Source organism: Pelomonas aquatica, assembly GCF_026712205.1.
Taxonomy (GTDB): domain Bacteria; phylum Pseudomonadota; class Gammaproteobacteria; order Burkholderiales; family Burkholderiaceae_C; genus Pelomonas; species Pelomonas aquatica.
The window spans coordinates 32445-45753 of record NZ_JAPPUW010000003.1; the positions used below are offsets into that span (position 1 = coordinate 32445).

Annotated in this window: 14 protein-coding genes; 3 read left to right on the forward strand and 11 right to left on the reverse strand. The window is 69.0% G+C overall.

All coding sequences use genetic code 11. From position 1 onward, the window contains the following. Positions 1 to 8: 8 nt before the first annotated feature. From NYP07_RS03840 to argB, 3 genes are all read right to left on the reverse strand, one after another. Positions 9 to 695 (reverse strand): response regulator, encoded by a 687-nt coding sequence (locus NYP07_RS03840; protein WP_268147638.1) that lies wholly within the window; start codon positions 693 to 695, stop codon positions 9 to 11. A 78-nt stretch (positions 696 to 773) separates the two neighbouring features. Beyond that, the gene (locus tag NYP07_RS03845; RefSeq protein ID WP_268147640.1) at positions 774 to 1454 is read right to left on the reverse strand and encodes a pyrimidine 5'-nucleotidase; all 681 of its coding nucleotides are present in this window, start codon (positions 1452 to 1454) and stop codon (positions 774 to 776) included. Then, complete coding sequence (gene argB / locus NYP07_RS03850; protein WP_268147642.1) at positions 1451 to 2356, reverse strand: acetylglutamate kinase; 906 nt, start codon at positions 2354 to 2356, stop codon at positions 1451 to 1453. Before argB ends, NYP07_RS03845 begins: the two co-directional genes overlap by 4 nt. A 53-nt stretch (positions 2357 to 2409) precedes the next feature. On the opposite strand from argB, the gene NYP07_RS03855 reads away from it, so the two are divergent. Next, positions 2410 to 3303 (forward strand): cation diffusion facilitator family transporter, encoded by an 894-nt coding sequence (locus NYP07_RS03855; RefSeq protein WP_268147644.1) that lies wholly within the window; start codon positions 2410 to 2412, stop codon positions 3301 to 3303. Further along, positions 3300 to 3740, forward strand: coding sequence for a D-aminoacyl-tRNA deacylase (gene dtd, locus NYP07_RS03860; RefSeq protein ID WP_268147646.1), 441 nt, complete (start codon positions 3300 to 3302; stop codon positions 3738 to 3740). Before NYP07_RS03855 ends, dtd begins: the two co-directional genes overlap by 4 nt. Positions 3741 to 3777: 37 nt before the next feature. Here the strand turns inward: dtd and NYP07_RS03865 are convergent, their stop codons facing one another. The 8 genes from NYP07_RS03865 to NYP07_RS03900 all read right to left on the reverse strand — a co-directional run bounded on the left by NYP07_RS03865 (position 3778) and on the right by NYP07_RS03900 (position 12306). Beyond that, entirely contained in the window at positions 3778 to 5010 is a 1233-nt protein-coding gene (locus NYP07_RS03865; protein WP_268147648.1) for a phenylacetate--CoA ligase family protein, read from the reverse strand. Beyond that, a complete protein-coding gene (locus NYP07_RS03870) occupies positions 5007 to 5306 on the reverse strand; it encodes a hypothetical protein (protein WP_268147650.1) in 300 nt (99 codons plus the stop codon). The genes NYP07_RS03865 and NYP07_RS03870 overlap by 4 nt, the downstream gene beginning before the upstream one ends. After that, positions 5303 to 6115, reverse strand: coding sequence for an ABC transporter ATP-binding protein (locus NYP07_RS03875; protein ID WP_268147652.1), 813 nt, complete (start codon positions 6113 to 6115; stop codon positions 5303 to 5305). The genes NYP07_RS03870 and NYP07_RS03875 overlap by 4 nt, the downstream gene beginning before the upstream one ends. A 103-nt stretch (positions 6116 to 6218) precedes the next feature. Then, a complete protein-coding gene (locus NYP07_RS03880; RefSeq protein WP_268147654.1) occupies positions 6219 to 7535 on the reverse strand; it encodes an ABC transporter substrate-binding protein in 1317 nt (438 codons plus the stop codon). A gap of 39 nt (positions 7536 to 7574) precedes the next feature. Next, complete coding sequence (locus NYP07_RS03885) at positions 7575 to 8639, reverse strand: branched-chain amino acid ABC transporter permease (protein WP_268147656.1); 1065 nt, start codon at positions 8637 to 8639, stop codon at positions 7575 to 7577. 3 nt (positions 8640 to 8642) lie between these two features. Next, a complete protein-coding gene (locus tag NYP07_RS03890; RefSeq protein WP_268147658.1) occupies positions 8643 to 9572 on the reverse strand; it encodes a branched-chain amino acid ABC transporter permease in 930 nt (309 codons plus the stop codon). After that, positions 9572 to 10360, reverse strand: a complete 789-nt coding sequence (locus tag NYP07_RS03895) for an ABC transporter ATP-binding protein (RefSeq protein ID WP_268147660.1) — start codon at positions 10358 to 10360, stop codon at positions 9572 to 9574. The genes NYP07_RS03890 and NYP07_RS03895 overlap by 1 nt, the downstream gene beginning before the upstream one ends. Next, positions 10357 to 12306, reverse strand: a complete 1950-nt coding sequence (locus NYP07_RS03900) for an AMP-dependent synthetase/ligase (RefSeq protein ID WP_268147662.1) — start codon at positions 12304 to 12306, stop codon at positions 10357 to 10359. Before NYP07_RS03900 ends, NYP07_RS03895 begins: the two co-directional genes overlap by 4 nt. 123 nt (positions 12307 to 12429) lie before the next feature. Between NYP07_RS03900 and NYP07_RS03905 the strand changes: the two genes are divergently transcribed. Continuing rightward, positions 12430 to 13140: a Crp/Fnr family transcriptional regulator gene (locus NYP07_RS03905; RefSeq protein WP_268147664.1), complete on the forward strand. Its 711-nt coding sequence runs from the start codon at positions 12430 to 12432 to the stop codon at positions 13138 to 13140. The last annotated feature ends 169 nt before the right edge of the window (positions 13141 to 13309 follow it).

Consider the following 13309-nt stretch of genomic DNA (forward strand, 5'->3'; position numbering starts at 1 on the left):
CCGGGATGCTAGTCCCTCAGCCAGCCGAGGCGCCGCGCCTCGTAGATGGCTTCCACCTTGGAGCGCACATGCAGCTTGCGGTAGACGCGCTTCACATAGGTCATCACCGTGTGCGGCGACACGTGCATGAACTGTGCGATCTCGTCGAAGGTGAAGCCCTTGGCCGCCAGGTGCAGCACGCGCGACTCCTGCTCGGACAGCGCGACGACTTCCTCGTCGGCCATCGTCGCGGCCATGGCCTCGGGCGACGGGCCGGTGGCGCCCTGCGCGCCGGGCGCCAGCCGCACCAGCAGGCGGCGCGCGATGACGGGGCTGATCGGGCTGCCGCCGGCGCGCAGCGAGCGCAGCTGGCCGGGCAGGTCCAGCGCGAGGCTGTCCTTCAGCAGATAGCCGGTGGCGCCGGCCTCGATGCTGGCGACGACATGCTGCTCGTCGCCGAACACGGAGATGACCATGACCTCGCACTGCGGGCGCGTCTGCGCCGCGTGGCGGATCAGCTCGATGCCGCTGCCGCCGGGCAGGTCCAGGTCGACGAGCAGCACGTCGGGCTGGAGCTGGTCGAACATGCGCCGGCCCTGGGGCAGGTCGGGCGCGATGCCGAGCAGTTCGATGTCGGGCACGCTGCCCAGGGCGTGGGTGAAGGCCTCCCGGAAGCGGGCTTGGTCTTCGACGATCAGGACCGAGAACGGGGTCATGCCTTCAGCGGGACTCTTCAAAAGCGCGGAGTTGGGATTCTCGGCCGAGGATACCCCCTCGGCCATCCGCGTCTTCCTTCAGAAATGGGGAGAACGGGCCAGCGCCGCCAGCGAACCGACCCGCCGGCTCACATAGGCCGGCCGCCGGTGCAGCCGCGCCGCGCCCGCCCGGCGCAGCCAGCGCTGCATCCAGACCGTGGCCATGCCCAGGCCGTGGGCGGTCTTCTGGTGGACCAGCGTGTCCTCGACGAGCACGCACTGCGCCGGCCGCAGCCCCAGCCTGGCCAGCACGATGCGGAACATGCGCGCATCCGGCTTGGGCCGCGACTGGCCGAAGCAGGCCATGTCCTCGACGCAGACCAGCCCCTCGAAGACGCCGCCCAGGCCCACGGCCGCCAGCACGCGCTCGGCATAGCGGCGCGGCGCGTTCGTCATCAGAAACTTGCGGCCCGGCAGCCGGCGCAGCGCGGCCAGATCATGGGCATGGCCGTGCAGATGCGCCTCCAGCCCGGGCAGCAGATGGGTCTCGTGCAGGAAATGCGCCGGCTTGACGCCGTGATGGCGCTGCAGCCCGGTCAGCGTCGCGCCATAGCGCGTCCAGTAGCGGTGGCGCAGCGCGACGGCCTCCTCGGTCGTCAAGCCGAGATGGGTCTCGATATAGGCCGTCATCGACGCGTTCAGCTCCCTGAACGCGCGGTGCGAGGCGTTGTGCAGCGTGTCGTCAAGGTCGAACAGCCAGACCCGGTCGCGTGGACTCATCGGGAGGAAATCATCGTCCCGTAGGCCTGATCGGTCAGCACCTCCAGCAGCATCGCGTGCGGCACGCGGCCGTCGATGATGTGGACGGCGTTGACGCCGCTCTTGGCCGCGTCGATGGCACCGGCGATCTTGGGGATCATGCCGCCGCTGATCGTGCCGTCGGCCACCAGCTCGTCGATGCGGCGCGGCGTCAGCTCGGTCAGCAGCTCGCCGGCCTTGTCCAGCACGCCGCGGATATTGGTCAGCATCAGCAGCTTCTCGGCCTGCAGCACGGTGGCCAGCTTGGCGGCCACGACGTCGGCGTTGATGTTGTAGCTCTCGTTGCCCTCGCCGAAGCCGATGGGGCTGACGACCGGGATGAACTGGTCGTCCTGCAGCGCCTTCACGACGCTGGGGTCGATGGAGACGATGTCGCCGACCTGGCCGATGTCGTGCTCCTTGCTGGGGTCGTCCTTGTCCAGCATCTTCAGCTTCTTCGCGCGGATCATGCCGCCGTCGCGGCCGGTCAGGCCCACGGCCTTGCCGCCGGCGGCGTTGATCAGGCCGACGATGTCCTGCTGCACCTCGCCGGCCAGCACCCATTCGACGACGCCCATGGTCTCGGCGTCGGTGACGCGCATGCCCTGGATGAAATGGCCCTTCTTGCCCAGCTTGTTCAGCGCATCCTCGATCTGCGGCCCGCCGCCGTGCACGACGACGGGGTTCAGGCCCACGAGCTTCAGCAGCACCACGTCCTCGGCGAAGTCCTGCTGCAGCTCCGGGTCGGTCATCGCATTGCCGCCGTACTTGATGACGATGGTCTTGCCGTGGAATTTGCGGATATAGGGCAGGGCCTGGGACAGGATCTCGGCCTTCTCGCGCGGGGCGATGTGGGCGACGTCGGGGGTGTGGGAGGTGGTCATGCGCGGGCTCCGGGAATGGCGGGCATTCTAGGAAGGCTGGCGACAATGCCGCCATGCAAGCCAGCGCCTACCTCAAGCTCTCGGTTGCGACCGCGCTCGTGACCATCGTGCTGAAGACCGCCGCCTGGTGGTGGACCGGCTCGGTCAGCCTGGCGGCCGACGCGCTGGAGTCCCTCGTCAACCTGGCCGGCGCCGTGTTCGCCCTCGTCATGGTCACGCTGGCGGCCCAGCCGCCGGATGCCGAGCACCCCTACGGCCACCACAAGGCCGAGTATTTCTCCAGCGGCTTCGAGGGCATCCTCATCATTGCCGCGGCCATCGGCATCCTGTGGGGCGCCTTCGACCGCTGGCGCCACCCGGAGCCGCTGGAGTCGGTGGGCGTGGGCGTCGCGCTGGCCGTCGTCAGTTCGGCGCTGAACGGCGGCCTGGCCTGGGCCATGCTGCGCAAGGCGCGCGAGCTGCGCTCGGCCGCACTGGAGGGCGATGCGCGCCACCTGATCACCGACGTCTGGACCTCGGCCGGCGTCGTCGTCGGCCTGCTCGGCGTGATGGCCACGGGCTGGCAGTGGCTGGACCCGCTGCTGGCCGTGATAGTGGCGCTGAACATCCTGCGCGAGGGCGTGCACCTGATGCGCGAGTCCACGCGCGGCCTGATGGACGAGGCGCTGGACGCCGACAGCCTGGCCCGCGTGCAGGCCGTGCTGGAGGAGTTCCGCCACCCGCACACCATCCGCTTCGACCACATCGCCAGCCGCGTCGCCGGCCAGCGCCGCTTCATCGACCTGCATATGCATATGCCGTCGGCCTGGACGCTGGGCCGCGCCGCGGCGCTGCGCGCCTCGGTCGAGCAGGCGCTGATGAGCGCCGTGCCGGGCCTGCGCGCCAGCATCCAGCTGCTGCCGATGGACGTGGAGGCGCATTTCGACGACCCCAGGGACCTGCTGTGATCGCACTGCTGCAGCGCGTCCGCGAGGCCCGCGTGGAAGTGGCCGGGCAGGTCGTCGGCCGGATCGGCCCGGGCCTGCTGATGCTGGTCTGCGCCGAGCCCGCCGACACCGAGGCGACGGCCGGGAAGCTGGTCGCCAAGGTGCTGAAGCTGCGCGTCTTCAGCGATGCCGCGGGCAAGATGAACCTCAGCCTGCAGGACGTGGCCGGCGGCCTGCTCGTCGTCAGCCAGTTCACGCTGGCGGCCGACACGGCGGGCGGCAACCGGCCGAGCTTCTCCGGCGCCGCGCCGGCCGATCTGGGCCGGCGGCTCTACGAGCACACGCTGGCGGTCGCGCGCCGCCAGCATCCGGTGGTCGCCAGCGGCGAGTTCGGCGCCGACATGCAGGTGCACCTCGTCAACGACGGGCCGGTGACCATTCCGATGCGGGTCGCCTGACCAGGCGGTCGCCCGCCGCATCGGCCGAAGCCGCGCCTCATTCGACGGGCCGCCGGTCCTCGATGACGCGGCCATCGTTGGGCAGGCTGCCGGGCGCGACCAGCTCGACCTCGCCGCGCAGCTTGGTGACGTCGCGCAGCGCGGCCTGCAGGCGCTCTGCGAGGCCCTCGTCGGCCCGGGCCTCGACCCGCAGGCACATGCGGTCGTTGGCCAGCTCGCCGTCGACGACGAGGCGGGCCCGGCCGCGCTGGCCGCAGCGCGCCAGCACCTCGGCCACCTGGCCGGCATGCACGAACATGCCGCGCACCTTGGCCGACTGGTCGGCCCGGCCCAGCCAGCCGCGCAGGCGCTGGTTGCTGCGGCCGCAGGGGCTGGCGCCCGGCAGCACGGCGGACAGGTCGCCGGTGGCGAAACGGATCAGCGGGTAGCCGGGGCTCAGCGTCGTCACGACGACCTCGCCGACCTCTCCGTCGGGCAAAGGCTCGCCCGTGCCCGGCCGCACGATCTCGACGATGACGCCCTCGTCGACGACCAGGCCCTCGCGCGCCTCGGTCTGGTAGGCGATGAGGCCGAGGTCGGCCGTCGCATAGCACTGGAAGGCGTCGACGCCGCGCTCGGCGAACCAGGCCACCAGGGCCGGCGGGCAGGCCTCGCCGCTGACCAGCGCGCGCCGCAGCGACAGCGCCTGGCCGGCCTCGAGCGCCCTCTCTAACAGGATGCGCAGCAGGCTGGGCGTGCCGGCATAGGCCTCGGGCTGCAGGTCCTGCAGGGCCTGCAGCTGCAGCTCGGTGTTGCCGACGCCGCCGGGGAAGCTGGCCGCGCCCAGCGTGTGCAGGCCGGCTTCCATCATCGCGCCGGCCGGCGTCAGGTGGTAGCTGAAGCCGACGTGGGCGAGCTGGCCCGCGCGGATGCCGGCCGCGTGCAGCGCGCGCGCGATGCGCCAGGGGTCCGCGCCAACGGCATCGGGCTCGGGCTCGTAGAGCGGCCCGGGCGACTGGAAGATGCGCCGCGGCATGCCGGCCGCATAGCCCCCAAGGCGCAGTGCGCGCCGCGCGGCCTGGGCGGCGGCGAGGCTGCTCTTGCGCGTCAGCGGCAGCCGGGCCAGCGCGGCGCGGGAGGTGATCGCGGCCGCGTCGACATCGGCCAGCAGCGCCGTGTAGGCCGGGCTGCTGGCCTGAGCATGGGCGATCTGGGCCGGCAGCGCGGCCATCAGCGCGGCCTCGCGCGTGGCCGGGTCGCGGGCTTCCAGTGCGTCGAAGAAGTCGGTCACTCGTCGCCCTTCCAGCGCATCAAACGGCGCTTGATCTCGTCCTGCAGCTTGCGCGAGTCAGGTGCCGACTTCAGCGTGAAACCATCCCACTCGGGCGTGCGCGCCGGCCGCCTGGCCAGCCGGGCCTGCACGGCCCCGCCGTCGACGCCGAGCTGGATCACGAGCTGGCCGTTCAGCATCCAGCCCTCGCTGCGCTCGGCCAGCACCTGCTGGTCGCGCAGGAAGCGCTTCAGCGCCAGCAGCGCGTTGTCCGCGTTGAAGGGCGGCGGCGCGATGTCCCAGCCGTCGTCGCTCACGCCAGCCACCTCTTGCGGCGCTTGTAGGACTTCACGTCCTTGAAGCTGCGCCGTCCTTCGCCGCCGACGCCGAGGTAGAACTCCTTGACGTCCTCGTTCTCGCGCAGCGCGGCGGCGGCGCCGTCCATGACGACGCGGCCGTTCTCGAGGATGTAGCCGTAGTCGGCATAGCGCAGCGCCATGCCGGTGTTCTGCTCGGCCAGCAGGAAGGTCGTGCCCTCCTGGGTGTTGAGGTCGCGCACGATCTCGAACACCTCCTCGACGATCTGCGGCGCCAGGCCCATCGAGGGCTCGTCCAGCAGCACCATCTTCGGGTTGGCCATCAGCGCGCGGCCGATGGCGCACATCTGCTGCTCGCCGCCCGAGGTGTAGGCGGCCTGGCTGGTACGGCGGGTCTTCAGGCGCGGGAAGTAGGAGTAGACCTTGTCCAGCGTCGCGGCAACAGCCGCGCGGCCGTCCTTGCGCGTGTAGGCACCGGTCATCAGGTTCTCTTCGATGCTCAGGTGGGCGAAGCAGTGCCGGCCCTCCATGACCTGCACCACGCCGCGCTCCACCATGGCCGCCGTGGACAGCTTCTCGATGCGCTCGCCGCGCAGCTCGATGGCCCCCTTGGTGACCTCACCGCGCTCGCCTTCAAGCAGGTTGGACACGGCCCGCAGCGTCGTCGTCTTGCCGGCGCCGTTGCCGCCGAGCAGGGCCACGACGCTGCCTTCGCGCACCTGCAGGGACACGCCCTTGAGCACGAGGATCACATGGTTGTAGATGACCTCGATGCCGTTGACGTTGAGGAGAGATGCGGTGGTGTTCATCGGGTAAAGAAAAATTCGACCACAGAGACACAGAGGCGCAGAGGAACAGCCCACAGAGGTTTGACGCCCTCTGTGCCTCCGTGCCTCAGTGGTTGCATTTCCATCAGCTTTGGCATTCCGCCGGCGTGCGCCGCGTCAGCTTCTTTTCCGCCGCGTACTTGTCCGCAGCCGCCTTGACCATGGGCTTCAGGATCTGCTCGTCGGCCTGATACCAGTCGCTGCTGAAGTTCCACTTCGCGCCGTCCCAGGTGTGGATGCGCGCCCAGGTCGAGCCCTGGTGGTCGCTGCAGCTGGTGCCGATCGGGCGGATCACGCCGGTCAAGCCGAGGGCTGCGAGCTTCTTGTCGTCCAGAGCCAGGTTCTCCAGGCCCCAGCGCACCTGCTCGCCCGTCATGATCTTGCCCTTGCCGAAGCGCTCCTGCGCGCGCCGCACGGCCTCGACGGCCAGCGCCTGGATGACGAGGCCGCGCGTGTAGAGCACGGAGCCGACCTCGTCCCTGGGCCCGCTGCCCTGGCCCTTGGCGTGCACGAGCTTCAGGATGTCCTGGATGACCTTCGGCGCCTGGCCCGAGGTGTTGAGGTTCAGCGCGTTGTAGCCCTTGGCGCCTTCGCCCACGTCCTTCACATCGGGCTCGGCGCCCGACCACCAGACGCCGTACATCTTCTCGCGCGGGTAGCCGGTGGCCTGGGCCTCCTTCAGCGCGGTGGAGTTCATGACGCCCCAGCCCCACAGCAGCACGTAGTCGGGCCGCTGCTTGCGCACCTCCAGCCAGGCCGACTTCTGCTCGACGCCCGGCGCCGTGACCGGGATCTTGATGAGCTCGAAGCCGTGCATCTTCTGGCGCTCCTCCAGCAGCGGGATGGGCTCTTTGCCGAAGGGGCTGTCGTGGTAGACCAGCGCGATCTTCTTGCCCTTGAGCTTGTCCAGGCCGCCCTCCTTCCTGCCGATGTGCTGGATCAGGATGTCGGCCGCGGTCCAATAGCTGCCCATCAGCGGGAAGTTCCAGGCGAACACGCCGCCGTCGGCCGAGGCCGACAGGCCATAGCCCAGCGTGATCAGCGGGATCTTGTCGGCGGCGACCTTGTCCGTCAGCGCGAAGGTGATGCCGGTGGCTTGCGGGTCGAAGACGCTGGCGCCCTTGCCCTTCAGCCGTTCGTAGCACTCCACGCCCTTGTCGGTCGCGTAGCCGGTCTCGCATTCCTCGTAGCTCAGCTTCACGCCGTTGACGCCGCCGTCGCGCGCATTGATGAGCTTGATGTAGTCCTGCTTGCCGTTGGCCCAGGGCGTGCCGTTGGGCGAATAGGGCCCGGTGCGATACACCAGCAAGGGAAAGAACTGCTCCTTGGCCTGGGCCACGGCGGCCGGCGCCGCGACGAGTTGAAGGGCGGCCAGGGCCGCGCAGGTGATGAGGGCTTTCATGAGCAGTGGTCTCCGGTCGCTGTGGGTATCAATGCGGAATCAATGAGGAAAGGGCCAGAGGCGCAGCTTCTCTTTGGCGGTGGCCCAGAGCCGCGCCAGGCCATGGGGTTCCTTGATGAGGAAGAAGACGATCAGCGCGCCGAAGATCATCAGCGCGAGGTGCGAGGCGGTGGCGGTGTCGATGGGCAGGCCCGTCCAGTAGGGCAGCTTGTCCAGCAGCAGCGGCAGCACGACGATGAAGGCTGCGCCGAAGAAGGCGCCCGAGATCGAGCCCAGGCCGCCGATGATGACCATGAAGAGCAGGTCGAAGGATCGGGTAATGCCGAAGGCCGCCGGCTCCCAGGAGCCGAGGTGGATGAAGCCCCACAGCGCGCCGGCCACGCCGATGATGAAGCTCGACACCGCGAACGCGCTCAACTTGGCCTGCATCGGCCGGATGCCGATGACGGCGGCCGCGACGTCCATGTCGCGCATGGCCATCCACGAGCGGCCGATGTGGCCGCGCACGAGGTTCTTGGTGGCCAGCGCGAAGACGACGACGAAGCTCAGGCACAGCAGATAGCGCGCCGCCGGCGACTCGATGCTGATGCCCGCGATTTTCAAGTTAGCGACACCGACCGAGCCCGAGGTCGAGTCGTTGGTGACCCACTTCAACCGCAGGCAGGCCCAGTCGACGAAGAACTGCGCCGCCAGCGTCGCGACCGCGAGGTAGAGGCCCTTGATGCGCAGCGACGGCAGGCCGAATGCCACACCCAGCACCGTCGCACCCAGGCCGCCGGCCAGCAGCGACACGATCAGCGGCATGCCCTCGAAGCGCGCCTGGCAGTTGTAGGCCACATAGGCGCCCACGGCCATGAAGGCACCCGAGCCCAGCGAGATCTGGCCGCAATAGCCCACCAGCACATTCAGGCCCAGCGCGGCGAGCGAGAGGATCAGGAAGGGGATGAAGATGGCGCGCAGCAGGTACTCGCTGGATGCCATCGGCACGACGACGAAGGCGAGCGCCAGCAGCACGGCAAAAGCGATGCGGTCCTGGCGGATGGGCAGGATCTGGCTGTCCGCCGCGTACGAGGTTTTGAACTGGCCGTTTTCGCGGTAGAGCATGTTCTAGACCCGATCAATGATCTTTTCGCCGAAGAGCCCCTGCGGCCTGACCAGCAGCACGACCAGCACCAGCACATAGCCGAACCAGTATTCGATGCCGCCGCCCAACGCCGGGCCGAGATAGGCCTCGGACAGCTTCTCGCCCACGCCGATCAGCAGGCCGCCGACGATGGCGCCGGGCACGCTGGTCAGCCCACCGAGGATGACCACCGGCAACGCCTTCAGCGCGACCAGCGACAGCGAGAACTGCACGCCCAGCTTGCTGCCCCAGATCATGCCGGCCACCAGCGCGACGAAGCCGGCCACGCTCCAGACGATGACCCAGATGCGCGACAGCGGGATGCCGATGCTCTGCGCGGCCTGGTGGTCGTCGGCCACGGCGCGCAGCGCGCGGCCGGTGGCGGTCTTCTGGAAGAACAGCGACAGGCCCGCGACCAGGGCCGCCGCGATCAGCGCCGCGTAAAGGTCTTCCTTGCTGACGAGGACGCCGCCCTCGAAGGTTTTTTCGAACAGGAACATCGGATCCTTGGGCAGGCCGATGTCGATCTTGTAGATGTCGTTGCCGAACAGCATCTGGCCCGCGCCTTCGAGCAGGTAGGCGATGCCGAGCGTGGCCATCAGCAGCGTGATGCCCTCCTGGTTGACGAGCCGGGACAGGGCCAGCCGCTCGACCAGCCAGGCCACGACGACCATCACCGCCAGCGCGCCGGCAAAGGCCAGCAGGTTCACGACGAGCTTGCCGTCCAGGCCCGTGTATTTCGGGATCCATTCGGCCAGGCGGGCCATCGCCAGCGCCGCAAACAGCACCATCGCGCCCTGCGCGAAGTTGAAGACGCCGCTGGCCTTGAAGATCAGCACGAAGCCGAGGGCGATCAGCGAATACAGCATGCCGGACATCAGCCCGCCGATCAGGGTTTCGAGGAAGGGGCCCATCAGTGGCTGGCTCCGAGATAAGCACGGATGACGTCTTCGTTGCTGCGGACCTCGTCGGGCGCGCCGTCGCCGATCTTCTTGCCATAGTCCAGCACGACGACGCGGTCCGAGATGTCCATGACGACGCCCATGTCGTGCTCGATCAGCACGATGGTGGTGCCGAACTCATCGTTCACGTCGAGGATGAAGCGGCACATGTCCTGCTTCTCCTCGACGTTCATGCCGGCCATGGGTTCGTCCAGCAGCAGCAGGCTGGGCTCCATCGCCAGCGCGCGGCCGAGGTCGACGCGCTTCTGCAGGCCGTAGGGCAGGCGGCCGACCGGCGTCTTGCGGTGGGCCTGGATCTCGAGGAAATCGATGATGTGTTCGACGACGGCGCGCTGCTCGGTCTCCTCGCGCCGCGCCGGGCCGAGGTTCAGCGCCTGCCAGAACAGGCCGCGCTTCATGCGCAGGTTGCGGCCGGTCATGATGTTGTCCAGCACGCTCATGCCCTTGAACAGGGCCAGGTTCTGGAAGGTGCGCGCCACGCCCATCTCGGCGACCTGGCGCGGCTTCATGTGGTGGTAGTGGCGGCCGCGCAGCGTGATCTCGCCCTGCCGCGGCTGGTAGACGCCGTTGATGCAGTTCAGCATCGAGCTCTTGCCGGCGCCGTTGGGGCCGATGATGGCGCGGATCTCGTGCTCGCGAACGTTGAAGCTGATGTCGGTCAGCGCCTTCACGCCACCGAAGGCCAGCGAGATGTTCTTCACGTCGAGGATGACGTCGCCGATCTTTTTTGTCGCGCTCATGCGGCCTGCCCTTTGACGGCCGGGAAAGTTCGCGCTTCCATGATGCGCAGGTCAGCGGCAACCATCGAGGTGCGGCCGTCCTCGAACTTGACCTGCGTCTCGATGTATTGCGAGACCTTGCCCGCGTAGAGCGCATCGATCAGCACGCCGTACTTCTCGGCGATGGCGCCGCGGCGCACCTTGCGCGTGCGGGTCAGTTCGCCGTCGTCGGCATCCAGCTCCTTGTGCAGCACGAGGAAGCGGCTGATCTGGCTGCCGGCCAGCAGCTCGTCCTGGGCCAGGTCGGCATTGACCTTCTCGACGCAGTCGAGGATGAGGTCGTAGACCTCGGCGCGGCTGGCCAGGTCGGTGTAGCCGGCATAGGGCAGGTTGCGCCGCTCGGCCCAGTTGCCAACGGCCTCGAAATCGATGTTGATGAAGGCGCAGACCTTCTCGCGCCGGTCGCCGAAGCAGACCGCCTCCTTGATGTGCGGGAAGAACTTCAGCTTGTTCTCGACGTATTTGGGCGCAAACATCGCACCGTCGAAGGCGCCGCCCGACAGCCGCCCCACGTCCTTGGCACGGTCGATGATCTTGACGTGGCCGCCGGGGGTCAGGAAGCCGGCGTCGCCGGTGTGGAACCAGCCGTCCGCCGTCAGCGCCTCCCGCGTGGCGGCGTCGTTCTTGTAATAGCCCTTGAGCAGGCCGGGCGAGCGCACCAGCAGTTCGCCGCTGTCGGCCAGCTTGATCTCCACGCCCTCGATGGGCACGCCCACCGTGTCGGCGCGGGCCTCGTGGTCAGGCTGCAGGCAGACGAAGACGGCCGTCTCGGTGGAGCCGTAGAGCTGCTTCAGATTGATGCCGATGGCGCGGTAGAAGCTGAACAAATCGGGCCCGATGGCCTCGCCGGCCGTGTAGGCGACCCGCACGCGCGAGAAGCCCAGCGTGTTGCGCAGCGGGCCGTAGATGAGCAGGTCGCCCAGCGCATAGCCGAGGCGGTCCGGCAGGCTCGCGGGCTGGCCGTCCATCAGCTTCGTGCCGACGCGACGCGCGAGCTTCATGCAGCGGTCGAACAGCCAGCGCTTGGGTGCCGCTGCGTCTTCCATGCGGATCATCACCGTCGTCAGCAGACCCTCGAAGACCCGCGGCGGCGCGAAGTAATAGGTCGGGCCGATCTCCTTCAGGTCGATGCCGACCGTGGAGGCCGACTCCGGGCAGTTGACGACATAGCCCACGGCCAGCCACTGCGAGAAGCTGAAGATGTTCTGGCCGATCCAGGCCGGCGGCAGATAGGCCAGCACCTCCTCGTCGGCCGTCAGCCTGTCGAAGCGCTGGCCGGCGCGGGCGCGGTCGATCAGCGTCGCATGCGTGTGAATGACGCCCTTGGGGTTGCCCGTCGTGCCGGACGTGAAGAACAGCGCGGCCACGTCGTCGGGCGTGCCGGCGGCGACCTCGGCGGCGAAGCAGTCCGGCCGCTCGGCCCGCGCGGCCCGACCCTGCTCGACCAGCCCGTCCAGCGCAGCCAGGCCGGGCTCGTCGTAGTTGCGCAGGCCGCGCGGGTCGTCGAACCAGATGCGCTTGAGCTGCGGGCAGCGCTCGCGCAGCTCCAGCAGCTTGTCAACCTGCTCCTGGTCCTCGACGACGGCGAACGCGATCTCGGCATTGTTCAGCGGGAACACGAACTCGGCCGCGACGGCGTCCTGGTAGAGCGGCACCGGCACGGCGCCAAGCGACTGGGCGGCCAGCATCGTCGCGTACAGGCGCGGCCGGTTCTCGCCGACGACGACGAGGTGCTCGCCGCGGCGCAGACCCGCGGCGGACAGGCCCAGCGCGAGCTCCTGCACCAGGGTCGCCAGCTGCGCCCAGCTCAGCGTCTGCCAGACGCCGAACGCCTTTTCGCGCAACGCCGGCGCCTGGGGTCGCCGCGCCGCGTGGTCGAGCAGGAGCCGAGGGAAGGTGTCCACCAAGCTGTCTCCGTTGCGAAGGCTCAGGCCCCCGTCTGTGAATGCATTCTGGTCAGGACTTTGACGCCCATCTGTCGGTGCGACGACAATCTACGGGCTTTCACGGGCCAGACTTTCCCGCATCCCATGGGCGACCTGCCACTGACACTGCGCCAGCGCGCCCGCAGGCCCACCGCCGCGGAGCTGGACGCCATCCCCTGGCTGAAGCTGCTGGACGGCAGCCAGCGCTCGCGCGCCATCGTCACGCTGGAGGTGGCCGACGCCGAGCCCGGCGAGCGCCTGTGCCGCATCGGCCGGCCGGCGAACTTCTGGTTCGGCGTCGTCGGCGGGCTGCTGAAGATGAACAACGACGACTCCCTCGGCCAGGCCATCACCTTCACCGGCATCCCGCCGGGCGGCTGGTTCGGCGAGGGCACGCTGATCAAGCGCGAGAGCTACCGCTACAACGTGCAGGCGCTGCGGCCCAGCGTCGTCGCCGGCCTGCCCATCGACAGCTTCCATGCGCTGCTGGACGGCAGCATCGCCTTCAACCGCTTCGTGCTGGACCAGCTGAACGAGCGGTTAGGCCAGTTCATCGCGGCCCGCGAGACCGACCGCATCCACGACCCCGACGTGCGCGTCGCGCGCAACCTGGCCGCCCTCTTCCACCCGCGGCTCTACCCGGGCGTGGGCAACTGGCTGCGCATCACGCAGCAGGAACTCGGCTACTTGGTGGGGCTGTCGCGCCAACGCGTGAACCAGGCGTTGCGCCGGCTGGGCGACGCGAAGCTGATCCGCATCGAGTACGGCGGCCTGCGGGTGCTGGACCTCGCCGGGCTGCGCCGCTTCGGCGGCTGACGCTCAGAACCTGTTCAAGGTCTCCCCATGGTGCTCGCAAGGCATCCCCGGGCCGCAATCAAGGCGCACGCCGCCGGCCAGGCTCATGCCTGGCCAAGGTGGGTAACGCAGAGTGCCGCCCGGGGATGCCTTGCCCTTCGGGTTGCCCCGCAAAAACAGCGTCTGCGGC